At 49.0% G+C, this 23905-nt stretch carries 20 protein-coding genes; 10 read left to right on the top strand and 10 right to left on the bottom strand.

The annotated features are described in order from the left end of the window. Nucleotides 1–238 precede the first annotated feature (238 nt). The 5 genes from aroC (at nucleotide 239) to R6242_RS18360 (ending at nucleotide 5023) form a co-directional block, all read left to right on the top strand. Nucleotides 239–1339, top strand: a complete 1101-nt coding sequence (aroC, locus tag R6242_RS18380) for a chorismate synthase (protein WP_318429651.1) — start codon at nucleotides 239–241, stop codon at nucleotides 1337–1339. A gap of 2 nt (nucleotides 1340–1341) precedes the next feature. Then, complete coding sequence (locus R6242_RS18375; protein ID WP_318429649.1) at nucleotides 1342–1974, top strand: DUF4136 domain-containing protein; 633 nt, start codon at nucleotides 1342–1344, stop codon at nucleotides 1972–1974. 142 nt (nucleotides 1975–2116) lie between these two features. Further along, nucleotides 2117–2950 carry a presqualene diphosphate synthase HpnD gene (hpnD, locus tag R6242_RS18370; RefSeq protein WP_318429646.1) on the top strand — a complete coding sequence of 278 codons (834 nt, stop codon included), beginning with the start codon at nucleotides 2117–2119 and terminating at the stop codon, nucleotides 2948–2950. Next, a complete protein-coding gene (hpnE, locus tag R6242_RS18365) occupies nucleotides 2920–4263 on the top strand; it encodes a hydroxysqualene dehydroxylase HpnE (protein WP_318429643.1) in 1344 nt (447 codons plus the stop codon). Before hpnD ends, hpnE begins: the two co-directional genes overlap by 31 nt. A 1-nt stretch (nucleotide 4264) precedes the next feature. Next, a complete protein-coding gene (locus R6242_RS18360) occupies nucleotides 4265–5023 on the top strand; it encodes an SDR family NAD(P)-dependent oxidoreductase (RefSeq protein WP_318429641.1) in 759 nt (252 codons plus the stop codon). A 182-nt stretch (nucleotides 5024–5205) separates the two neighbouring features. On the opposite strand, the gene R6242_RS18355 is transcribed toward R6242_RS18360, so the two are convergent. The 3 genes from R6242_RS18355 to R6242_RS18345 are packed head-to-tail and all read right to left on the bottom strand — an operon-like array spanning nucleotide 5206 to nucleotide 7614. After that, on the bottom strand, nucleotides 5206–5952 hold the full coding sequence (locus R6242_RS18355) for a basic amino acid ABC transporter substrate-binding protein (protein ID WP_318429639.1): 747 nt from the start codon (nucleotides 5950–5952) through the stop codon (nucleotides 5206–5208). Between the two features lie 52 nt (nucleotides 5953–6004). Continuing rightward, nucleotides 6005–6409, bottom strand: coding sequence for a SufE family protein (locus R6242_RS18350; protein ID WP_318429636.1), 405 nt, complete (start codon nucleotides 6407–6409; stop codon nucleotides 6005–6007). Continuing rightward, nucleotides 6406–7614 (bottom strand): SufS family cysteine desulfurase, encoded by a 1209-nt coding sequence (locus tag R6242_RS18345; RefSeq protein WP_318429634.1) that lies wholly within the window; start codon nucleotides 7612–7614, stop codon nucleotides 6406–6408. The genes R6242_RS18350 and R6242_RS18345 overlap by 4 nt, the downstream gene beginning before the upstream one ends. A 302-nt stretch (nucleotides 7615–7916) precedes the next feature. Between R6242_RS18345 and nudB the strand changes: the two genes are divergently transcribed. Further along, a complete protein-coding gene (nudB, locus tag R6242_RS18340) occupies nucleotides 7917–8384 on the top strand; it encodes a dihydroneopterin triphosphate diphosphatase (RefSeq protein WP_318429632.1) in 468 nt (155 codons plus the stop codon). Between the two features lie 38 nt (nucleotides 8385–8422). On the opposite strand, the gene R6242_RS18335 is transcribed toward nudB, so the two are convergent. From R6242_RS18335 to R6242_RS18315, 5 genes are all read right to left on the bottom strand, one after another. Continuing rightward, nucleotides 8423–14341 carry an AAA family ATPase gene (locus R6242_RS18335; protein ID WP_318429630.1) on the bottom strand — a complete coding sequence of 1973 codons (5919 nt, stop codon included), beginning with the start codon at nucleotides 14339–14341 and terminating at the stop codon, nucleotides 8423–8425. A 241-nt stretch (nucleotides 14342–14582) separates the two neighbouring features. Then, a complete protein-coding gene (locus tag R6242_RS18330) occupies nucleotides 14583–15515 on the bottom strand; it encodes an exopolyphosphatase (protein ID WP_293938160.1) in 933 nt (310 codons plus the stop codon). Nucleotides 15516–15535: 20 nt separating this feature from the next. Further along, nucleotides 15536–16480: an SPFH domain-containing protein gene (locus R6242_RS18325; RefSeq protein WP_293938158.1), complete on the bottom strand. Its 945-nt coding sequence runs from the start codon at nucleotides 16478–16480 to the stop codon at nucleotides 15536–15538. Then, nucleotides 16480–16905 carry an NfeD family protein gene (locus R6242_RS18320; RefSeq protein ID WP_318429626.1) on the bottom strand — a complete coding sequence of 142 codons (426 nt, stop codon included), beginning with the start codon at nucleotides 16903–16905 and terminating at the stop codon, nucleotides 16480–16482. Before R6242_RS18320 ends, R6242_RS18325 begins: the two co-directional genes overlap by 1 nt. A gap of 278 nt (nucleotides 16906–17183) precedes the next feature. Further along, on the bottom strand, nucleotides 17184–17657 hold the full coding sequence (locus tag R6242_RS18315) for an Lrp/AsnC family transcriptional regulator (RefSeq protein WP_130107422.1): 474 nt from the start codon (nucleotides 17655–17657) through the stop codon (nucleotides 17184–17186). Nucleotides 17658–17813: 156 nt separating this feature from the next. Here R6242_RS18315 and R6242_RS18310 point away from each other — a divergent pair, with 156 nt between their 5' ends. From R6242_RS18310 to R6242_RS18295, 4 genes are all read left to right on the top strand, one after another. After that, nucleotides 17814–18599, top strand: coding sequence for a phenylalanine 4-monooxygenase (locus R6242_RS18310; RefSeq protein ID WP_318429623.1), 786 nt, complete (start codon nucleotides 17814–17816; stop codon nucleotides 18597–18599). A 72-nt stretch (nucleotides 18600–18671) separates the two neighbouring features. Next, on the top strand, nucleotides 18672–19754 hold the full coding sequence (gene hppD / locus R6242_RS18305) for a 4-hydroxyphenylpyruvate dioxygenase (protein WP_318429621.1): 1083 nt from the start codon (nucleotides 18672–18674) through the stop codon (nucleotides 19752–19754). A gap of 595 nt (nucleotides 19755–20349) precedes the next feature. Then, entirely contained in the window at nucleotides 20350–20745 is a 396-nt protein-coding gene (locus R6242_RS18300) for a DUF4280 domain-containing protein (protein WP_318429619.1), read from the top strand. Nucleotides 20746–20795: 50 nt separating this feature from the next. Next, entirely contained in the window at nucleotides 20796–21065 is a 270-nt protein-coding gene (locus tag R6242_RS18295; RefSeq protein ID WP_318429615.1) for a hypothetical protein, read from the top strand. Nucleotides 21066–21073: 8 nt separating this feature from the next. On the opposite strand, the gene R6242_RS18290 is transcribed toward R6242_RS18295, so the two are convergent. Continuing rightward, nucleotides 21074–21598: a toxin-antitoxin system YwqK family antitoxin gene (locus tag R6242_RS18290; protein WP_318429612.1), complete on the bottom strand. Its 525-nt coding sequence runs from the start codon at nucleotides 21596–21598 to the stop codon at nucleotides 21074–21076. 181 nt (nucleotides 21599–21779) lie between these two features. Beyond that, nucleotides 21780–23786, bottom strand: a complete 2007-nt coding sequence (gene tssI, locus R6242_RS18285) for a type VI secretion system tip protein VgrG (RefSeq protein ID WP_318429609.1) — start codon at nucleotides 23784–23786, stop codon at nucleotides 21780–21782. Nucleotides 23787–23905: the final 119 nt, after the last annotated feature.

Below are 23905 nucleotides of genomic sequence, written 5' to 3'. Positions count from 1 at the left end.
ACACCTTAGCGCCGATGATAGTGCAGATTACCTGTGTGAAAGTAGGTCATCGCCAGACACCTTATGTAGTAAACAGAACCCCCGTACTCGAAAGAGGCGGGGGTTTTGCTTTGCGCGCAAGAAACTCAATGGAAGGTTACGTTGTAAAAAATACTCGATCTCACCCTTGTTTGTAAGTCTTGGTATATCTCAGTCCATGTTAGAATTAAGCTTGTTGCTCTGTTCAAGGATTTAACTCATGTCTGGTAATACACTTGGTTTGTTATTTACGGTGACATCTTTTGGTGAAAGCCATGGTGCGGGAATTGGCTGCATCGTTGATGGTTGCCCACCAGGAATGGATTTGAGTGTGGAAGATATTCAGGCTGAATTAGATCGGCGTAAGCCAGGTACTTCACGGCATGTGACTCAGCGTAAAGAGCCAGACACGGTAGAAATTTTATCAGGGATCTATGAGGGTAAAACTACGGGCACGCCGATTGCCTTGTTGATTCGTAACCAAGATCAACGTAGCCAAGATTACGGCAAAATTGTGGAAACTTTCCGCCCAGGCCACGCGGATTACACGTACTGGCATAAATACGGTATTCGTGATCCTCGCGGTGGCGGGCGCTCGTCCGCACGGGAAACTGCGGTGCGCGTTGCCGCTGGGGCGATTGCAAAAAAATGGCTACGCGAGAAATATGGCATTGAAATTCGTGGCTATATGAGCCAGCTAGGCGAATTAGAAATTCCATTTAAGAGCTGGGATGAAGTCAACGGCAATGCCTTTTTTGCCCCGAATTCAGCAATAGTACCGCAGCTTGAAGATTATATGGATGCGATCCGCAAGGAGCGTGATTCAGTAGGCGCGCAAATTACCGTGGTGGCCGAGCATGTGCCAGTGGGCTTGGGCGAGCCAGTATATGACCGTCTAGACGCAGAGATTGCTTACGCGATGATGAGTATTAATGCAGTAAAAGGCGTTGAAATTGGCGCGGGCTTTGCAAGTATTGCGCAAAAAGGCTCGGTACACTGCGATGAGCTGACCCCAACTGGTTTTGCAAGCAATCATGCTGGCGGTATTTTAGGCGGTATTTCTACTGGCCAAGATATTGTGGTGAATTTGGCGGTTAAGCCTACATCCAGCATTGCTCAAGAGCGTCATTCGATAGATAAAGACGGCAATCCTGTGCTAATGGCAACCACTGGGCGGCATGATCCATGCGTGGGCATTCGCGCTACTCCGATTGCTGAAGCGATGTTAGCTTTAGTATTGATTGATCATGCTTTACGCCATCGCGCTCAGTGTGGTGATGTAAAAGTAAGCACCCCACAGATTCCTGCTAAAAGGATTTGATCATGCTGAAACGATTAGCTCTTGTTGTTTTATTATTAAGCGGCTGCGCTATGCCGCCGTTTGTGGCCTCGGTAAGCGTACGGCATACTTTGGCGAGCGCGCCTAGCGCGCAGAAATTTACCTTTGAGCGCGATGCCTCACAAGTGCAAAGCTTAGCGCAGCGTGATTTTGAAGAAGACGTATCTGCCGAGCTAATGAGTAAGGGCTATGTGTATGTGCCGAATATGAGCGCAGCAGATTGGTTGGTGCGATTGCAGTATCAGGTGGATGGCGGTAAAACCATTACCTCACAAGAGCCCATTTGGGGGACAGTAGGTTTTAGTACTTACTATCGCCGAGTTTCTACCTCAAGTGGTGTAGTTCTAGTGCCTTATACCCGGGCAGAGAATGGTATTGTTGGTAGCCGCCCCGTGAGTGACACCGTTTTTAGCCGGCAGTTAAATTTAGATATCCTAGATAAAAATGATTTAGCTGCTGGGCGCTTTGCCAAAATTTTTGAAGGCAAAGCCATCAATCGCAGCCGAGATGATGCGATTGAGCCCGCAGTGCCTTGGTTGATTCGTGCCTTGTTTGAGCAGTTTCCAGGCGTTTCTGGCTCAACACGTGAAGTTAAAATTATTTTGCCAGAACAATAATTGATTGATTTACGCAAGCCGCAAATAAAAGACGATTAGTATTTAAAACGGGCCTATTCTAAGTCTTTTATGGCTGGGGTGCTTTTTTGTGAATGAAAAGACGCTTGCGTAATCGCCATCATTAATTAAATCGGAAAGTCCTGTGACACCTGAACAATATTGTGAAGATAAAGCTGCAAAAAGTGGCTCTAGTTTTTATTACAGCTTTCGATTTTTGCCATTAGAGCAAAGGAAAGCCATTACCGCTTTATATGCTTTTTGCCGTGAAGTGGATGACGTGGTGGATGAATGCCATGAAGAAGCCGTGGCTAGAACTAAATTGGCATGGTGGCGGAGTGAAATTGGTCAGTTATTTGCAGGCTCGCCCCAGCATCCAGTAACTCAAGCTTTATTGCCTGCGATTAAAAAATACGATTTGCAACGCGAGTTATTTATAGAAATCATCGATGGTATGGAGATGGATCTAGATATGGCCCGCTATAATAGTTTTAAAGATTTGCAGTTGTATTGCTACCGCGTGGCCTCAGTTGTTGGGCAAATGGCAGCGCAAATATTTGGCTTTACCGATCGCGGTACACTTAAATACGCCCATGATTTGGGTCTTGCATTTCAATTAACCAATATTATTCGTGATGTGGGTGAAGACGCGCGCCGTGGCCGCATCTATTTACCTGTGACTGAATTGCAGCAATTTAATGTGCCCGCTGCTGATATTCTAGCCTGCCGTGATACGCCTGAATTTAGAGCATTAATGGATTTTCAAATTGCGCGTGCCGAGCAATATTATGCGCAAGCAATGAGCCAATTACCTGCGGTAGATAAAAAGCAGCAGCGTACTGGCTTGGTGATGGCGGCTATTTACCGTGCCACTTTAAAAGAAATTCAAAAAGATGGCGTAGGTAAGGTATTGAGCCAGCGCATTTCTTTAACGCCAATTCGTAAATTATGGCTGGCTTGGAAAACGTGGTGGTTTTAAATAGTAAGCCATCCGTAGCGATATTAGGCGGGGGCTATGCCGGTATGGCTGCTGCTGCTGAGCTAGCGGCAGCAGGTATTAAGGTTAGCGTCTTTGAAGCCGGTAAAGTCTTAGGTGGGCGGGCTAGGCGGGTAGAGTTGGCCGAGCAGTCTTTTGATAATGGTCAGCACCTAGTGATTGGTGCGTATACCGAGCTACTGGCCATGATGGCCAAGGTGGGGGTGGATTGCGAGGCGGCCTTTTTGCGCATGCCTATGGAGCTGGTGGTGGAGCCTGGCTTTCGCTTAGCTTGCCCCAAACTACCTGCCCCTTTGCATTTGGCTGTTGGCTTGATTTTTGCCCAAGGTTTAACTTGGGCAGAGCGTTTTGCTTTGCTGCGGGCGATTCGCGCTGCACAAGCGGCGGCTTGGCAGTTGGCCGAGGATGTTAGCGTTAGCCGCTGGCTAGCGGATCAACGTCAGCCTAAGGTATTAATTAGCCGCTTTTGGCAGCCCCTCACTGTGGCAGCTTTAAATACCCCGCTTGAACTGGCGTCTGCACAGGTTTTACTCAATGTGCTCAGAGATAGCTTGGGTGGTGTGCGGGCCGCTTCAGATTTATTACTGCCTAAGCTTGATTTCTCTGCTTTGTTCCCTGATGCGGCGGAGCGGTTTATTCAGCAGCGCGGTGGGCAGGTTTATCGCTCACGCCGGATTACCCAGCTAGAAAAAACGCCTGAAGGTTGGCGTTTGAATGGAGAGCCTGAGTGCTTTGATGCCGTTATCTGTGCATTGCCTCCTCATGGATTATCGCCTGTACTGGCTACGCTGCCGCAGTTAAAGGCTTTGGGCGATTGGATATACCAGCCGATTGTTACGGTTTATCTGCAATACGATCAAAGCACGCGGCTGGCAAGGCCCATGCAGGGCTTGAGCGATTCGCTGGCGCAGTGGGTGTTTGATCGTGGTTTTACGCACGGTATGGATGGTTTGATTGCAGTGGTGATTTCGGCCACTGGCCCGCATCAGTTTTTGCCACAAGGAGAACTTGTAGCGGCAGTAGTGGCAGAGCTGCATCAGCGCTTGGCATTGCCTGCTGAGGTGCTATGGCAGCGGGTGATTACAGAAAAGCGCGCCACCTTTGCTTGTACGCCCTCTATGCAGCGCCCAAGCAATAAAACAACGGAGCACGGTTTTTGGCTGGCTGGGGACTACACTAGGGGATTAGCTGGCAGCGGTGATTACCCAGCAACTCTAGAGGGTGCGGTAAGAAGTGGCGTGGCGGCTGCCCAAGGCGTAGTGCAAGAATTAATGATTAATACAATTGAGGAATGACATGGGTGATTGGAAAAATTATCAGGCACCGGTTGGTGCATTTCGAAGCCGTGTGATTTTAGTGACCGGTGCAGGGCAGGGGATTGGTGCTGCAGCGGCTTTGGCTTTGGCTGAGTACGGCGCGACGGTGATTTTGCTGGGCCGCAACGAGAAAAAACTCGCCAAAGTATACGATGAGATTGAAGCTGCGGGCTATCCGCAGCCCGCCGCGATTCCCTTTGATTTGGCTAAATCGGGCGAGGCAGAAATTGCCCAAATGGCGGTGCTTATTCAAAAAGAATTTGGCCGTTTGGATGGGATTTTACATTGTGCGAATGGCTTTAGCCATTTGTCGCCGCTCGCCAATCAAAAAATGGACGAGTGGATGGATATGTTCAAGGTGAACGTCGCCGCGCCATTTGTGCTGAATCGCGCGCTATTCCCGCTGCTTAAAGATGCGCCTGATGCAAGCATCTTGCTGCTGGGTGAAACGCATGCTTTTGCCCCCAATGCGTATTGGGGTGGTTATAGTGTGAGCAAAGTTGGGCAAAAAAATCTGGTCGAAATCGCGGCTTCCGAGTGGGACAATATGGAAAACTTGCGGATTAATCTCTTAGTGCCAGGCCCAATTCAATCGCCATCACGCTTAAAAACCCATCCGGGTGAAACACGCGAAAGCTTGCCGCCTACTGAATCCATCGTGCCAGCAATTTTGTATTGGATGGGCGATGCCAGCCGTGGGCAAAGTGGTCAAACACTGCAGTTTCTCAGTGAGCAGTAAAAAATATCAGGGAGTGTGGAACTTGCTAGCGATTATTTGCTCCTAGTAACAGTGCTATAGCTTTAGTGCTATCTTCATCCCCTTAGTGCCCCACCGCTGGTGGGGCTTTTTTTTGCGGATTAGGTGTTTTTAGCACAAAAAAATCGCCTCAAGAGAGGCGATTTTTTTACATCAAGTAGATCTTATTTGCCAAAATATTTGCTGTAAATTTTTTGGTAAGAGCCATCTGCTTTTACATCCGCCAAGCCTTTGTTTAATTTGGCAAGTAGTGCCGCATTGCCTTTTTTAACTGCAATACCGTAAAACTCTTTATCAAAGCTGGTGTCGTCAATCAGCTTAAAGCCTGAGTTTGGATTGTTGATTAAATAGTTTTTAACCACACTATTGTCACCAATCACAGCATCAACACCACCGGCTTTTAATTCTTGCAATGCCAAGACGATAGTTTCAAAGCGACGAATATTGGTATTGCCTTTGCCAAAATGCTTTTGCGCGACGATATCACCCGTTGTGCCGTTTTGTACGGCCATTTTCTTGGTTTTAAGGTCGGTTAATTTAGCCACAGGGCTTTTGGCAGAAACAACGATTAATTGCTTGGCTTCAAAGTATGGCGCAGTGAAGTCCATTGATTTTTGGCGTTCTGGGGTAATGGTTACAGCGGCAATAACGATATCGCGCTCACCATTGTTTAAGCCAGCAAACAGGCCTTCCCAAGGGGTATTGATCACTTTAATAGGCAGGCCAGCTTTGGCTGCAATCGCGTGAATTAAATCTGCGTCAAAACCTTCGACTTCTTGTTTTTTGTTTAAAATTTCGAAGGGAGCAAAGGTGGCATCGGAGCCAACTGTCAGTGGGCGTTCGGCAAGTGCAGGAGCAGCAATCAGGCTAGCGGTAACAAAAGCAGCAAATAACTTACGTAGGTTTTTCATTAATCCATCCTTGTTTATGAGTTTAATAGCATTACGAAACTGACGATTCTAGTCAATGCTGAGCTTCGCCAATTGCATTGTGAATTTTGCCAATAATGGCTTTTACCCCATTACCCCGCGATGCAGATAAAAAACGGGTCAGGCCTAGCGATATTAGCCATGCCTCGCAATCAAAAGCTTGAATTTCTGCGCGCGTTTTTCCTTGATAGGCGGCGATAAGTAAGACTAGCAGTCCTTTAACGATGCGTGATTCACTGTCTGCAGCAAGCTGTATCTGCTCTTCTTGCCAAGCAATAGTCAGCCAAGCCGTGCTTTCACAGCCTACGATGCGGTTGGCATCGTTGAGCTCGCTGGCGGGCAAGGGCGGTAAATCACGGGCCAATTGTACGAGCAGGCGATTTTTGCCCTCCCAGCCGTGCGCACCCGCTAGTTTGCTCTCTATTTCTGCTTTATTCATGCTAATAGTTCCAGTGTTTCGCTGAGGCCAGCCAGTAGCGCGTCAATATCGCTGTGGGTGTTATACGCAGCAAAAGAGGCGCGTAAGGTGCCAGATAAGCCAAGGCTAGCCAGTAAAGGCTGGGCACAGTGATTGCCTACCCTTACGGCAATGTCGCGGGCATCTAAGAATTGGGCGACGTCGTAAGGATGGGCGTGAGTAAAGGCAATTGATACAACAGGCCCTTTTTGTAGGGCGTTACCAATCAGGCGTAAGCCCTCAATTTGGCTGAGACCCTGCTCTAATTGCAGCCGTAATGCGTGCTCGTGCTGGGCAATGGCGGCGCGGTCTTGCCCTTGTAGCCAATCTAGCGCAGCGGCAAAACCAACGGTCTGGGCAATCGCGGGTGTGCCTGCTTCAAAACGGGCAGGGGCTTCGGCATAGCTGGTTTGGGCAAACGAAACACGCTCTATCATTTCGCCGCCACCTTGCCAAGGTGGCATGCTGCTTAATATTTCGCTGCGTGCCCATAAAGCCCCGATGCCAGTTGGGCCATAGACTTTATGGCTAGAAAACACATAAAAATCGGCGTTTAGCGCTTGCACGTCGATGATCTTATGCGCCACTGCTTGCGCGCCATCGATTAACACCTTGGCACCATATTGATGTGCGCTGTTAATGAGCTCGGCAATGGGTAGCTCGCTGCCGATGGCATTAGAAATGTGCGTAAGGCCAACTAGCTTGGTTCTATTTGAGAGTAGGGCATGAAAATGTTCAAGATCTAAGCCGCCGTCGCTCAGTAACTGAATTGGCTTGATGATGGCACCGCAGCGTGCGGCCAACATTTGCCACGGCACAATATTGGCGTGGTGCTCTAAGGTGCTGAGTAAAATCTCATCGCCTGCTTGTAAATTGGCCGCCCCCCAGCTCTGCGCCACTAAGTTGATCGCCTCGGTCGCGCCTCGGGTGAAAACGATTTCATCGCTGGAGCGGGCATTAATAAAACGCGCTACGCTGCTTCTGGCATTTTCAAAGGCATCGGTTGCGGCAACGGCCAGCCGGTGCGAGCCACGGTGCACATTGGCATTGGCCGTTTCATAGAAATGACGCTCAGCATCCAAGACGAGTAGCGGCTTTTGAGTGGTGGCCGCATTGTCGAGGTAAATAAGCGCTGGTGCACGCGCCAGTAAAGGAAACTGGGCACGTAGGGCGTAGGCATCAAACATGGCGGCTCAAAGTCGAGATGGGAGGCGATTGTAGCGTGCAAGTGGGTTATAACGCACGTGCATCCTAGGGGATAGTATTTACTAACTACGTTTATGCACACTAAAATCTAAATCTTGAATTACAAAAATCACGGAGAACCCGTTGTTTTATAGTGAAAATAGGCGCTGAATTTAGCGATGCCTCTTGGTTTTGCCTTCTGTTTAAGCCCATTAACCTAGGTGTTTTTTATCGCTAAAGTTGTGAGTCAGCATGTGCATGGTTTAAGCTTTGCACTTGGCCCATCTTCCTTTGCAAGCCCCTTATGACCACTCCATTTTCTGCTGCTCCCTCCTATAAACAAGCTGTGTCTGCGCTGATTGTGATTCACACCCCAGATCTACAGGTATTGCTCTTAGAACGAACTGATTTTAATGAAGCCTGGCAGTCTGTTACTGGGAGTCGAGAAGCCGATGAGTTATTGGAGCAAACAGCGCGCCGCGAGGTGTTTGAAGAAACAGGGCTAGATACGCGGCTGTATAAATTACGCGATTGGCAGCAAAGTCACGATTTCGAAATTTTTGAAATATGGCGTCATCGCTATGCACCAGGCACCAGCCACAATACCGAGCATGTATTTAGCCTAGAAGTGCCATCCACACTGGATATTACCCTTGCCCCTGGCGAGCACCGGCGGTTTAAATGGGTGAGTTGGTCACAAGCTGCCGAAATGGTGTTTTCGCCATCCAATGCCGATGCGATTCGCAGCTTGCCAGAGCGATGCGCGCATTAGTCGGCAAATTAGATTAAAAACCTTGCTGATGCAGCTGTTTAAACTTGGTCTATCAGCCATTTTTTGAGTAGGGTATGCAGCTGCAAGGGGATGATGGGCTTGGCCAGGTGATCGTTCATGCCGACTTCTATACAGGTTTTTTTATGCGATTCCAGCGCGTCGGCCGTCAGTGCAATCACGGGGGTGGTGTCGCCTCTGGCGCGCATTTGCCGAGTGGCTTCTAGGCCATCCAAAATTGGCATTTGTAAATCCATCAGCACTAAATCATAGTGGCGGCTAAGTAGTTTATTCAGAGCTTCTTCACCGTTATTGGCTTCATCACAGGTTATTTTAGCTAGCGATAGCAGCTCGCGGGCTACTAAGCGGTTGATGGCGACATCGTCAACCACCAGTACATGTTTGCCTTCAAATGTGATGTCTTGCTCAGAGACACCTAGGGTGGCGGATTCGTGATGTACGTCAGGGGCGATGGGTAAATCTAGGGTAAAACTAAATTGGCTGCCTATTCCAAGCTGGCTCTTTACCGTAATGTCGCCCCCCATGAGGGCCACTAGTTTTTTACTGATGGATAATCCAAGTCCCGTGCCGCCAAAGCGGCGAGTCGTGGATGTGTCTGCTTGGCTAAAGGGTTGAAATAGGCGCTTGATTTGCTCTGCAGTCATACCTATCCCTTGATCTCTAACGGCAAAAGTGAGCTGTGTATTATGGCTACGAAGCTCCAAATGTACTTCGCCTTGCTGGGTAAATTTGATGGCATTGCCGAGTAAATTGATCAATACCTGTGTTAAACGTAAGGCATCACCTTGGCGCCATTCTGATAATTGCGCAGGCACAGTGAGCTTAAGCAGTAGCCCTTTTTCTTCCGCTCTAAATTGTAAAAGTGACATCACTTGATCCATGGTATGGCGGCAAGAAAAGACTTCATTTTCTAGCTCTAGGCGATCCGCTTCAATTTTAGAAAAATCGAGAATATCGTCAATCAAGGCAATCAGTGTGTTGGTAGATTGGGTTAGCTTAAGTAAGTAATCCTGCTGTTTTTCATTAAGCTCGGTATGTTTAAGCAAGTGTGCAATGCCATGAATCGCGTTCATCGGTGTGCGAATTTCATGCGACATATTGGCTAAAAAGGCGCTTTTAGCGCGCGTGGCGGCTTCGGCTGCTTCTCTGGCGCTATTGAGCTCGGTCACATCCATCATGGTGGCTTCGATATGGCTAGGCTCGCCATCGGCGTTGTAAAGCAGGCGGCTGGTGGTGAGTACATCCAGTATCTGCCCATTGTGGCGGCGGATTTTAATGGCGTAGCGGCTGACTCGTTCGTGCTTTAAAACCAGTTCTTGTAGTTGATTTCGCTCTTGCGGGTTGGCAAAAAAGTTGATTGAGGACTCTCCTAAAACGTCTTCTGAGCTATCTGCGCCAAGGATATTAAGCATGGCGGTATTGATGGCAAGGATTTTTCCGCTACTCAGCTCGGTTTTTAAATAGCCAGTCAGCATGCTTTCTACAATGGCTCTAAAGCGTGATTCGCTTTCTCTGAGGGCTTTTTCGATGCGATTTCTTTCTGCTAACTCGTTTTCTAAATGCTGGTTGACTGTGCTGAGCTCTTGGGTACGAATGGTGACGCGGTTTTCTAGCTCATCGTAAAGACGCGCGTTTTCAATCGAGATGGCCGCTTGTGTGGCAAGGGCAAGAATGACTTCTTGCCGAGCAGGGGTAAAGGTACCCGCCGCCAATGGGTTTTCTAAGTAGTAAACACCAAGTAACACCCCTTGTTTGATGATGGGGCCACTGAGTAGCGATTTTACGCGGGTGCTATGCACATAGGGGTCGCGCTGGAAACGCTCATCTAAGCCTGCGTCATCAAGAGCCACTGTTTCTTGTGTACGCCACACATACTGCAAAATAGATGCGGCAACCGGTAAGCTGTGGCTATTTTTGGGGCGAACAATAATGGTGTTGTTTTCAATGATACCCACTGTTTTGAGCCGTGGTTGCCCATCTTCTGCCAAGATTAACGCACCCATAGTGGCACCAGCGCTTTCGATCATTAGCTCGGTTAGCCTTAGTAATAACGGATCGAGTGCAATTTCACTGGCGATGGCTTGCGAGGCTTTTAATACCCCTGAGGAGGAGAGCGCTCGGCCACTCAACATATCGTCCTCGGGAGGGATCAGTTGCCAAACGCTGCTAAACTCATGCCGCAGTGATTTGGCTAAACCTCTGGCCCCCCAGTGCTGCAGGCTGAGGATTGCCTCTTTTAAATGGTGAGTGGCGTAGATGGGAAAACCATGCTCAATCCATAGTTTGCAGGTTTGGATTTCACCCAGCGCCACATCTTGAATAAAGCCTTGATTGCGTGCGGCTGCCGTGGCTTGATGGCAATGGCGTAGTGCGATTTCATGTTGGCCAAGTAAGCGCGCGATCTGCGCATCGAGCATTAATAGTTTATGGGAGAAATTGGCTGGGCAATCCAAGCTCCATAGGGCGAGTTGCTCACGTAATGCTTGAATTTCTTGAGTTTGCTCGTGGCTAGGTGCATTGGCGCTTAAACCCATGGCGAGCAGCCAATGCGCATCAAAATTAGAAATAAACCCCATGATATAGCGGCAAAGTGCGAGGCCTTGGCGGGCGTGGCGAATTACTTCATCGTAGCGGCCAGCAAACAGCATGCGCTGCGCGTGGTAGATATGATAAAAGCACAGCGATGAGCGCTTATCCCCTTGCTCGCATTCCAGTACGAATTGTCTATCTGCAGAGCTGCGGCCATCCCAATTGTCTGAAGTAAACGCCGCCACCGAGATGCGTAATGCGCGCAGGGTATCGATGGCCCATTGGTTTTTGTTGGCGATGCACGTTTGTAAGGTTTGTTCGATGCGCTCGTTTAATTTGGCCAGTGGCAGGCCGCTGATAAAGCGATGCAGTACATCGGCACAATATAAATAGCCGGTGAATTGCTGATCGCCAGTCATGAGGCCCGCATTGATGCTGTCTTGAATGAGCGGCAAAGAATCGTGTAGTGGTTTAACCCAGGGCAAGCAGCCCACTGCGTAGGGCCAACCGGTTTTGCATTTAAGCGCTAAGCCATCTAATTGCTGGATAAGTTGATAGCCTAAGCTGGCAAATTCAAAGCCACGCTGGCGCTGGCCAAAGAGCGAGCCAAGTAAGACGCCAAACGTGCCGTAACCTTTACAAATCTCCATGGAGTTGCCGTGCTCTAAGGCCGTAAGCACCATGCGGGAAATAATAAAAGGGTAGTAACTAGGGTGGCCAAATGAGGTGGCGGTATCTAAGTTAAGCAGGGTTTTTTGAATAAGCTGTTGGCAGGGGTCGCTTAATAGCGGCAATTGGAGCAAGTCGCTGGGAGGGCGGTTTGCCATGCGCGCTTCGATTTGCTGCAAAATATTTTGAAAGGCCGCTTCTGGGTCTTGCGGCCAAGCTAGGCCGAGTAGTTCTAATGCCTCACGTCCCGCCTCAATGGCACCTTGATAATCGGCGCTTAGCGTTTTGCCAATAATTAATAGGTTTTGAAACTCGGCTTTTTCTAGCGTGCTATGTAAGCGTGGCATCGTGGCTAAAATATAAGCTTCTGATGTGGCTAAATCACCAGATAGAAAGGCGGCCTGAGCTTGGGTGTAGTTTAAACGTGCCAGCAGAGGGTAGTCGTCTTGCCAAAAGCTTTCATTATCCAGCAGGCGTTGTGCATTGCTGGTAAAAAGCTTGGCACTAGCATGCGCGGCTAAGGTGATGGCTTTGTCTGCTGCCTGTAAAAATAAATGCGCCAAAATGCGATTTTGTTCGGGGTTTTTTGCCTGTAATACCGCATTTAAGCCCGCACTAAATTGCTGCACAATAATAAATAAATGTTCTTGTAAGGCGGCGCCTTCGTGCAGGCTAAGCAGGTGATAGGCAATGCGTAGATGCGTTTCTTCTTGCTGGGGTTTGTTGAGAATGGAATAAGCAGCTTGTTGCACACGATCGTGCATAAAACGAATTTGTTTAGGCTTGCCTGCATCATTGGGGATTTCTGTCATAAGCTCGGCTTGGCGCAAGATCGTTAAGCTATCTTGCGTGACGCTACTGCTAAGCCCCGTGATGCTGGATAAATCGGCTAGATGACAGGTATTACCAAAGCAGGCTGCTGAGCTGACTAATTGCTGCACATGACTGGGTAGGCGGTGCAGCTGTTCAATCACCAGCTCAACCACATTTTCTGCCACATTGTAGGTGGCCAGCAAGGGGATATCCCACACCCAGAGGTGCGTGCTTCGGTCCCAGTGGATCAGCTCTTCATCGACTAAGGTGCGCAGTAATTTGCCAATAAAAAATGGATTGCCACCGGTTTTTCTATGAATAAGGCAGGCCAAAGGCATGGTGTGATCTGCTAAATGCAAAACATCGGTAAGCAGGTTGTTGACTTGTTCGGTTGTGAGCGGTGCAAGTTCGATAAAGGTGCTACGTACATCTTGAGTTTGCCATTCTGCCTGCGCCAATAATAAGGCGTGACCGGTGCTGACTTCTGAGTTTCTATAAGCCCCAATTAATAATAAGTTTTTGTTATGGCTGTTGGTGAGTAATTGGCCCATTAAATCTAAGCTGGCAGGGTCGGCCCATTGTAAATCGTCTAAAAATAAGACCAAGGGCGATTTGGCTTGGCAAATGCCTTGGATAAAATCTACCAAGGTTTTGTTGTAGCGATGGCGTAATTCGGCAGGGCCAAGCTCGGCGACAGGGGGTTGCGGGCCAAGTAACCATTGCAGGGCTGGAATAGCATCAATCAAAATTTGCGCATTGCTGCCGACAGATTCTAAAACGCGGCGTTGCCATTGCTCTGGATTGGGTTCGGCCAGCCATTGCCTCACTAATTTATCAAAGGCGCTGGATAGTGCGGCGTAGGGAATACTGCGCTGAAATTGATCGAACTTGCCTTCAATAAAAAAACCATCCGACATAATAATATCGGGGCGTAGTGATTGCACCAGTGCACTCTTGCCTATGCCCGAATACCCAGCGATTAACACCACTTCTGTGGCTTGTGTGCGGCTGCGAGCAAAGGCATCTAACAGGCTAAGCCGCTGCTGATCGCGGCCATAGAGGGTGTTTGATGGATGCAGCACACCAGGCTCATCGTCTTCCCCTAGTGGAAAGAGTGCGGTTTGGCCGTTGCTTAGCCGCTCGGTGCAGCGTTGTAAGTCATTAGCTAGCCCTGCTGCGGTGTGGTAGCGCTTCTCGGGGACTTTTTCGAGTAGCTTCATAATGATGGCGGACAGTGCTAATGGCGTATCCGATATCTCACTAGGGGACGCCGGTATTTTTGCTAAATGGGCATGGATTAACGATAGGGTGTCGTTGCTATTAAAAGGCAGCTGGCCTGTAAACATGCGGTAGCAAATAACACCCAAGGTGTAGAGATCGCTGCGCGGATTAACATCTGAGCGTAAACGCCCCGTTTGCTCGGGTGAAAAATAGGCCGCGCGATGTATTTGTGGATCGGCTTCACCGCCATCGGCCATGCCAACAAAACGGACGTTATGATCGGGAGCAAGAATGATATGGTCTGGCCATAGCCTGCCGTGGGGTTTGCCGCAGGCGTGCAGAGCGGCGAGTGCTTGGGCTATTGCGGTGGTGCGTTGCAGCTTTCTGGCGAGCGTAATGGCTAATTGCAATGTGGTGCTGGGGCTATGTCCAGATTCGTTCATTAAGTCTTCTAGAGTGCGGCCGGGGCAATCCTCTAAAACTAAGACCATAGCAGCGCCATGCTTGAAAAGATCGAATATTCTGGGGGTGTGCTTGGTTTGAATTTGTTCGAGTAATTCGCGTTCAACGGTCAGCGTGATGCTGGCTCTAGGGAGGGCTTGAATACGCAAAATACATGGCGTGCCATCACTACGAACGCCGCGGTGCATGCTGCCTGTCTCGTCTTGATAAAGCGTACTTTTTAGACTGTAGCCAGGGATGTTCACTCTTACTCCAAGCGAAAAATATTTAGATGAATGTGATCTTGTGTGGGGCGGTGGTTCCAAATCCTGTGTGCATTATATTAACCAAATGCTGTGTGAACTGAATTATCTAGGGCGGGTAAATACCCGACCTAGGACCCCCCTCCTTGCTGTGCGGTATTCTCTGCAGACAAATGCCTTTGTGATCCTTCTAGGGCACCGCTTTGTCCGTACTCAAAAAGGCTTTCGAATACATACTGTTATCTCAGCCATCTGCTGTAATTTTTAGCACTAATTCGCGTAATACACGATTGGCGTCTTCATTGGCTACTTGGCAGGTGCCGGCATTTTCGTGGCCGCCACCGCCGTATTCCAGCATCAACTCGCCAATATTGGTTTGTGAGCTGCGATTAATAATCGATTTGCCGGTGGCATACACCGTATTTTGCTGATGTAAACCCCACAGCATATGAATTGAGATATTGCATTGCGGGTAAAGCGCGTAAATCATAAAGCGATTGGTGGCGAAAATAGTTTCTTCATTTCTTAAATCAAGTACTACTAAATTATCGTAAATACGGCTGCAGCTAGTGAGTTGTTCTTTCGCTTGTGGGGCGTGTTCAAAATAAACTTCAATTCTTTCCTGAACATCGGGCAGGGCTAAAATATCTTCAATGCCGTGGCTGCCGCAGTATTTAATTAAATCCATCATGAGTTGATAGTTGGAAATCCTAAAGCTTTTAAAACGGCCCAAACCCGTGCGGGCATCCATTAGGTAATTGAGTAATACCCAATCTCTAGGGCTTAGGATTTCTTCGCGGGTAAATTCGGCAGAGTCTGCTTTATCTACCGCAAGCATCATCTCGTCACTAATATTGGGGAAAACACTTTTCCCGCCGTAATAGTCGTAAACCACACGGGCAGCGGAAGGGGCTTTGGGGTCAATAATATGATTGGTTTTTTCACCGACGGTGCGAATCGTTTCGGAAAGATGGTGATCAAAAGATAAAAAAGCACCCGCCACATAGGGCAAGTTGGTGGTGATATCGTTGGCGGTCACCGCGATCTTGCCATCCTGCATATCTTTAGGATGCACAAATAAAATATCGTCGATCATATCCAGCTCAGTAAGGAGCACCGCGCAGACAAGACCATCAAAATCGCTGCGGGTAACGAGGCGGTATTTTTGTTCTGACATGGTGCTATTTCCTTCGGAGTTTAAGACGGTTGTTTAATGACCGACATCGCTGTGGCCACCACGCTGGCAATATCGCTGGCATTGGTAGGGATCAGCATGGTGTTGCCTTCTTTAGCAATATTGGCAAAGGCGGCCACGTATTGCTCAGCTACTTTTAAATTAACGGCTTCGTGCCCGCCGGGTTGGCGAATTGTTTGCGCCACCATATGAATAGCTTCGGCGGTGGCTCTAGCCACAAGCCGCAGCGCTTCAGCTTCACCTTCCGCCTGATTGATGGCTGATTGCTTGTGGCCTTCAGAGGCGTTAATGGCGGCTTGGCGTTCACCTTCGGAGCGCTGGATAGAGGCTTCGCGCTGGCCCGTGGCAAGGTTGATCTGCTCTTGCTTTACCCCTTCAGATTGCGCAATACGGCCCCGTTTTTCACGTTCGGCGGTAATTTGCTGCTGCATAGAGTGCAAGATTTCTTTGGGTGGGGTTAAGTCTTTGATTTCGTAACGTAAGACTTTAACGCCCCAACTGCGGGCCGCCTCATCTAAGGCGCTGACGACTGCCGCATTAATGTCATCGCGTTCTTCAAAGGTTTTATCCAGCTCCAGCTTACCAATGACAGAGCGTAGTGTGGTTTGGGCCAATTGCATAATGGCCATGACGTAATCTGACGTGCCATAAGAGGCCAGCTTAGGATCGGTTACTTGGTAGTAAAGTAGGCCATCTACTTGCAGCTGGGTGTTGTCTCGCGTAATGCAAATTTGGGATGGCACATCGAGTGGGATTTCTTTTAACGATAGGTTGTAAGCAATGCGATCCACAAATGGCACGATAAAACTCAGGCCAGGCTGTAAAACGGCATGAAATTTACCAAGGCGCTCCACAATCAGCGCGTGCTGCTGTGGCACTACTTTGAAAGTTTTGGCGACAAAAATAACCGCAATAAACAAAAAGATAATGGGAAAGCCGAATTCCATTAGGAGTGCCCCAGTGGTGAATGGTTAAGTGTAAGTGAGCTGCCGTGGGTGGCAACGATGATGTAATCATTTAAGCCAGTTGGCGTGTCTGCTGCCAGCTCGGCATCCCACAGTGTGCCACGATAGCGAACGCGTGCACGGCGTTCTCCTTGCCATTCCACAATTGTTACGTGTTGACCAATATCGCTGCTGATTTCCTCGGGCTGTGGGGTACGTGTACTTTGCCAACGTTTCAGTACGGCAACGGCACTCAAGCTGACTACCGCCGCCGTGATGGCCTGTATGGTAAACGTAAGTCCAAAAAAAGCCATCCCCGCTGCGCTGAGCAAGCCAAGGGCGATTGCAAGTAAGTAAAAAGTGCCAGTCAGCATTTCAAATCCGGCCAGCAGTAATGCAGCAATTAGCCAGAGTGTTTGTAAACTCATCACGTCTAATCTTATTGATATGAATAAGTGATTCGGTATAGCTGAAATACCTAGGCTCTGGCAAGCAGCAAGGAAGCGTTCCATCAGTTCTTTGATGGAAAACAGACAGTTTGTGGTTTTTTTATTACGAGTATTTTTGTGTTGTACGTAAGAAATATGACGGGAGGATGTGGGGTCGTCTGTAAAAGTGGATACACAAATCGTAGGTAAATTAAAACGATCTTAGGGGCGCAGCAATTAGCGCCCCTACGTTTTTCTGGTGAACGTAGGGGGCTAATTTATGGGTTCAGATGGCTTAAAGGCAGGTTGGTGGTGTTTTTGAATTCTTTGAGAACAAAGCTCGATTTGATATCGGCAATGCCAGGATGCTGGAGCAACTGGCCCATCACAAATTTAGAGAAATGCGTCATGTCTTCAAAGTAAACCTGCAGCAAATAATCCATCTCGCCCGTCATGGCATAGCAATTCACTACTTCTGGCCAATCTTGAATGGCCGCCACAAATTCTTGCAGATGGCTATGGCCGCGTTTTTCTAAAGAAACGCGGATAAATGCTTGCAAACCGAGGCCAATTAAAAGTGGATCCAAAAGTGCAACATATTTACGAATAACACCACTATCTTCGAGCTGTTTGAGCCTGCGCAAACAAGGTGAAGGTGATAAAGCGATGATTTCAGCGAGTTCTACATTGCTCAAACGGCCATGTAACTGAAGCTCGTTAAGAATTTTAATATCAGTCCTATCTAGTTCCATGGTGTTTTCTCCCCTTGTTTTATGTTTAATTGGTGTTAAATTGCATAAATATTTATTTTATTGGCATTTTAGAAACAAAATTGCTCGACACTTTTTGTAGAATGGAAAGCTAGTGTAGAGCAGTTGCTGTGAAAAATACCATTTAGGAGAAGTCTTGTGTATACCGATGAAGCAGCAACCCTCAGGCCAGATATGCAATTGTCCGTACCGGACGCAGTTTTAGATCTCCATTCCTACCCTGTGCCGCAGTACACCGACGTAGAACATCAAACATGGGCCACCTTGTTGGCGAATCAAAAAGCAGTTTTACCTGGTCGGCTTTGCCAAGCTTTTTTAGAGGGTATTGAGCAAGTTGGGTTCCCCTGTGATCGCATTCCTAGTTTGCTGGAAATTAGCGATAAAGTGGAAGCGCTTTCTGGTTGGAAGCTGACACGTGTTGCGGGAATTGTTCCTGATGAAGATTTTTTTAAATTACTAGCACAGCGAATTTTCCCTTCAACCGATTTTATTCGTAAGCCTGATGAAATCGGTTACACGCCTGCTCCCGATATGTTCCACGATTTAATGGGGCACGTGCCTTTATTGGTGAACCCACGTTTTGCTGATTTTTTTGAAGCTTTTGGCCGTGCGGGAGTCCGTGCATTTGAGTTAGACCATCCTGCAAAAGTGTGGCTGGCTCGTTTGTATTGGTACACGGTTGAGTTTGGCCTGATTCAAGAAAACGACGGCCTGCATATTTTTGGTGCGGGCATTGCCTCGTCCCCCAAAGAAGTGATGTTTAGCTTGTCTGATCAAACGCGTAAGCACGCGTTTGATATTGAGCGTGTAGCAGCAACGGCATATGACATTTGGCATATGCAGGAAGACTTGTTTGTGATTGAAAGTTTTGATGCCTTAGAAAAAGAGTTTTTACAATGGACCGCTAAGCACGGTTTAAATTAACCCATACAAAGATGCCGTGGCGATATTTTGTGCTGCGGCATGTTTGGCTGGGATCACCTACTGGAGAGATAGATGAAAATGGAAAAACCGAGCATCAACCCACTTGCAACAAATGGTTTCGAGTTTGTTGAATACACCGCCAATAATCAGCAAGGATTAGATAGCTTAAAGACTTTATTTACGTCTTTGGGCTTTGTAGAAATTGCCCGTCATCGCAGCAAAAACGCCAGCTTATTCCGCCAAGGCGAAATCAATTTTATTGTGAACGGCGAATCAACTCAGCCAGCTCATGAGTTTGCTGCCGCTCATGGCCCATCCGCTTGTGCGATGGCTTGGCGCGTGGCCGATGCCGATCGCGCTTACCAATATGCTATTGAGCATGGCGCTAAGCCGTTTAATCGCCCGATTGGCTTTATGGAGTTAAATATTCCTGCGGTTGAAGGGATTGGCGGCTCGGCGCTGTATTTTGTAGACCGTTATGGTAAAGATCAGAATATTTACGATGTAGATTTTGTGCCACTTGAAGGCGTAGATCAGTATCCAGTAGGCGTGGGTTTATTTGAAGTTGATCATCTAACGCACAATGTCATGCGCGGCAATATGGACGTGTGGTCGGGCTTTTATGAAAAAATCGCCAATTTCCGTGAAATTCGTTACTTTGATATCGAAGGCAAGCTGACTGGCCTTGTTTCACGCGCTATGACTAGCCCATGTGGCAAGATTCGTATCCCAATTAACGAATCGTCTGACGATAAAAGCCAGATTGAAGAATTTTTGCGTCAGTATCAAGGCGAAGGCATTCAGCATATCGCCATGGCATCAAATGATATTTTTGCCACAGTAGAAGCTCTGAAAGCCAGCGGCACACGTTTCCTTGATACCCCAGACAGCTACTTTGATCGCACCGATGCCCGCCTACCAGGCCACGGTGAAGATTTAGCGCGCCTGCGTAAAAACCGTATCCTGATTGACGGCGCGCCAACCGAAGGCGGCGGTATTCTGCTGCAAATCTTTACCGAAACCGTGATCGGGCCAATTTTCTTTGAAATTATTCAACGTAAAGGCAATGAAGGTTTTGGCGAAGGCAACTTTAAAGCGTTGTTTGAATCGATCGAAGAAGACCAAGTTCGCCGTGGTGTATTAAGCGCGGATTAAGCTTTTGTCCCCATAAAAACCCGCCACAGGTGAATGCCTCTGGCGGGTTTTTATTTTTAAATCTGACTTTTTGTTTTCATTTGCCAATAATAAGGACGTGTAGGGCGGGTAAAGCTCAATCCTATCAACTTAAGCAATCTGCCATTTGTAGGGCGGGTGCAACCCGCGAGTTATGTTGAAAAAAATGCGGGTTGCACCCGCCCTACGATGTTTCCTTGCAATAGATAGATCTAAGTTGATTGCTTAAGATTTAATGATCAACAAATTTCCTTTAAGTTGATAGGATTGGGGTAAAGCCCCATGTGCGCTAAGCAAAAAAATAATGATATGAATTAGCTGGTTAAATCTTAAACCACAGAGAACACAGAGACCCACAGAGTTTCACAGAGAAAATAAAGCCCTGTTTTGTGCTTTTCTCTGTGTCCTCTGTGCTCTCTTTTTTCTCTGTGGTTCAAGGTTTAGCGCCATTTCATGCATAGTTCAGGCTCTATGTAACTTTTTTAGCGCATATGGGGTGACCCGTGAGTCATGCTGAAAAAACGCGGGTTGCACCCGCCCTACATGTATTGCAAATATTGGCTTATAAGGAAAAACCATGGGAAGCCCACAGGTTTGTAGCGGTGCCTCTTTGCAATGCAGCTTTGGCGCGGCGCCAGGCACTTTAAATATCTTGCCGCTAAACCGCTGCATGGCCGGTGGCATGCCTGCTGCCAATATTATGGATTACATTCCCATTGTTAATGTTGCGCCGTTTGGTACTTGCATGAGCCCGGCTAATCCTATGGTGGCAGCGGCAACGGCGGCGGCGTTGGGTGTGCTCACGCCTATGCCGTGCATTCCCGTGACGGCCGCGCCGTGGATTCCTGGCGGCGCGCCTACGGTGCTGATTGGCAGCATGCCTGCACTTAACTCCGGCGGCATGCTGATGTGTAACTGGGGTGGGGTGATTAAGATTGTGATGCCAGGGCAGATGCAGGATTTAATCGCCTAGCATGCACGGCCATGCCACAATGGCGGGCTTATAAAACTGCAGTTTGATCTATGTCTACAAGCAACCCATTTAGCCAGCTTAATTTGAGTACTGACGAGCAGCGTGTTTGTGCGCTGCTGCTAAAACAACGCCAGTGCACCAGTGTAGAGCTGATCAGTAACGCCAAAATCAGTCATCCCGCCGCGATTATTGATGCAATTAATCAGCAGCTCATCGCTAGCCAAAGCACATGGTGCATTCTGTGCAGCGCAACTCGTAGTGTAGGTAGGCAATCTGCCGCACCCGTTGGCTATTATCGCCTGCTTAAAAAAATCATCTAGTGTGGCATTTAAGCTTCGGGTTTTAACCACGCTTTAAGCTTAGAAACCGGCTTGCCATCCTTACCAAGCGTTTTGCCCTCGTTATCAAAGAGCTGGATTCCGCCCTCGGCAATGCCCTGATTAAAGGTTTGTTTTTCAGCGATCTGCCCATTGGGGTGGAAGCGCAGCTGCTCGCCATGCTGCAGCCCCGTTTGGTAGTGCTCTAGCTGTGCAACTTTGCCATCATTAAAAAAGTTTTTTAATGGGCCATGCAGCTGCCCCTGCTGATAAACACATTCGCGTTGCAATCTCCCCTGTGGCGAGAAAAATAAAGCGGAGCCGTGCAATAGCCCCGCTTGATAGCTGAGCTTTGCCGATGGTTTGCCATTGGGATGCATCATTAGCATCGGCCCGTGCAGATCGCCATTTTTATATTGCATGGATGCAAGCGGCCTTTTTTGATCGAACACTTTAAATGGCCCATCTAGTGCGCCTTCGTTCATCGTGCCAATAAGCTTGCTGCTGCCGCGTTCTAGTTCAAAAGGCTGGGGCATGGTGGCCTCGATGTAGCTTCCCCCTTTGTAAAAGGGGGAGATTGAGGGGGATTCGCTTTTGTAATTAGCTCTATGCTGTGCAAATCCCCCCTAACCCCCCTCTTTCAACGGGGGGGACAAGGTCATCAAACTTAGAGCTGGTTTTGTAGGGTGGGCATGTCTTTGTGCCCACGCGACGCCATCAATTAATCTTCACCAGCCCACCTTTAATCGTCAGCATGCCGCCGCCGTCTACGGTTTGCTCTGCGCCGCCTTTGTTCATTAGGCTGACGCCGCCATCATTGGTGAGGGTGGTTCCCGCTTTATTATCCAGCGATGTGCCAGCCTGATTGGTCAGCGCCGTGCCCGCTTTATTGGTAAGGCTGGTGCCTGCCTGATTGGTGAGGGCGGCGTCGCTTTTAGCGGTGTAGGCGCCGCTGCTTTCTATGCTGATGGTGCCGCTGACTTTAATGCTGAGATTGCCATCCACGGTGATGGTGTAATTGCCGGTGACTTTTTGCGTGAGATCGCCGCCTACTTCCCGTGCTTCGTCGCCGCCTGCTTTTAGGCTGCGCTTGCCTTTGATATCGGTGGTTTCGTCACCCTTGCTCACCGTGAGCGTGCGGTTGCCTTTGTCGATGGTGGTGGCGTCGTTGCCTTCTTGCACAGTGCGGGTTCGGTCGTTTTTTACCGTGCGGATTTCATCGTGGCCGATGGTATGGGTGGCGTCGTTCAAAATATTGGTTTTAAGGTCTTTTTGTGCTTGTAGAAATACCTCTTCGGCGTCTTTTTTATCTTCAAAACGCAGCTCATTAAAGCCGCCACCGCCTTTGGATGAATTGGTTTTGATGCCCGATTGCGTTTGATTGGCGGGCAGGGCGTAGGGCAGGCTGTTGTCGCCGTTGTAAACGCAGCCAGTGACCAGTGGCTTGTCTGGATCGCCATCAATAAAGGTCACCACCACTTCTTGACCGATGCGTGGAATAAATTGCGCGCCAAAGGCCTTGCCGCTCCACGCCTGCATCACCCGCACCCAGCAGGAGCTGGTTTCGTCTTTTTTGCCGTCCTGATCCCAGGGGAACTGGATCTTGATGCGGCCATATTCGTCGGTCCAGATTTCCTCACCGGCTTTGCCCACCACCAGCGCAGTTTGTGTATGCATGCGCGGCTTGGGGGTGAGGCGTGGCGGATGGTAGGGTGTTGCCTTGGGGATGGCGCTAAAGCGGTTACGATAATGGGCATGGCTGGCATCGTGCGTAACGGCGGTGACCACCCATTCAATATTGGCGGCGGCATTATCGTGGCCGCTCAAGGTAAAAGTGTGGCCGGGAATCAGCCAGCGGCAATCGCTCTCGCCAATAAAGCGCGTCTCCTGGCTGCGTAAACCCGCCACGCGGATTTTGCCCAGCACGTCGCCTCTGGCCTTGGCCGTGTAGCCACCCGGATGCTCGTACACCGAGCGCGCGCCATCCACCGCCTTGGTCTGCGAATAAAGCGATGTGCTGGCGGTGGTGAATTCGTAATCGCTGGTGTTGTAAGCCGTGGAAACCGCTTGCTGGCACAGCTCGCCACTGCGGATGCCGTGTAATTCCCTTGCGCCCATATCCTGCCCCAGCCAAGCGACGGTGCTGGCATTGGGGCAGGCGGGGAAAGCATCGTTGCTATCGGCCAGCACCAGCGTGTGTTTGCCATCTTCATGAGTGAAAAACCAGAAAATCCCTTCGTCTTCCATCAGGCGGGAAACAAAAGCAAAATCGCTCTCCCCATACTGCACGCAGTACTCGCGCGGATCATAAGTGGCATCGAGTTTCAGCGAATAATCGCTAAAGCCATGCACCGCAAACACCGCCTTTACTATATCCGGCACGCTTTTGGCCTGAAACACACGGTTATTACTCGCCAGCGTCAGCCACCACAGCCAGGGGCGCAGCGTTAGGCTGTATTTATCTACCGTTGCATCACCCGGCAACTGCCGAATCTCCGCACACAACAGATCCAGCGGCCGCGTTTTAGCATCGTGGCGCAAGGTGGCCGTAATGTGCGTTGCGATGGCTGCATCCATGGTGAGCGTGGTGCCGCTGTAGCCCGCCAGCGTGATGGCCCCTAACTGATTCAAACCCTCATCCCCCGACACGCCATCGGGGTAAAGATCCGCAAGGGCTGAGGCGGATAGGGAGATGGAAGTGGCGGTGTCGGTGGGGCGGGTCATGGGTAAAGCCTCATCAGGGGAGGTGTGATTTTTTGTGTCTTTTAAATTTTTTTATTTGTTTTATTTAAATTAGGCTGCAATTGTCGTTTGTGGGGTGCCACGTCGCTATGGTTTTTGAT

Origin of the sequence: Iodobacter sp. CM08 (genome assembly GCF_033446605.1) — a bacterium.
Lineage (GTDB): Bacteria > Pseudomonadota > Gammaproteobacteria > Burkholderiales > Chitinibacteraceae > Iodobacter.
The sequence above is the reverse complement of the archived record's forward strand: the minus strand, read 5'-3'. Positions and strand labels throughout refer to the sequence as shown.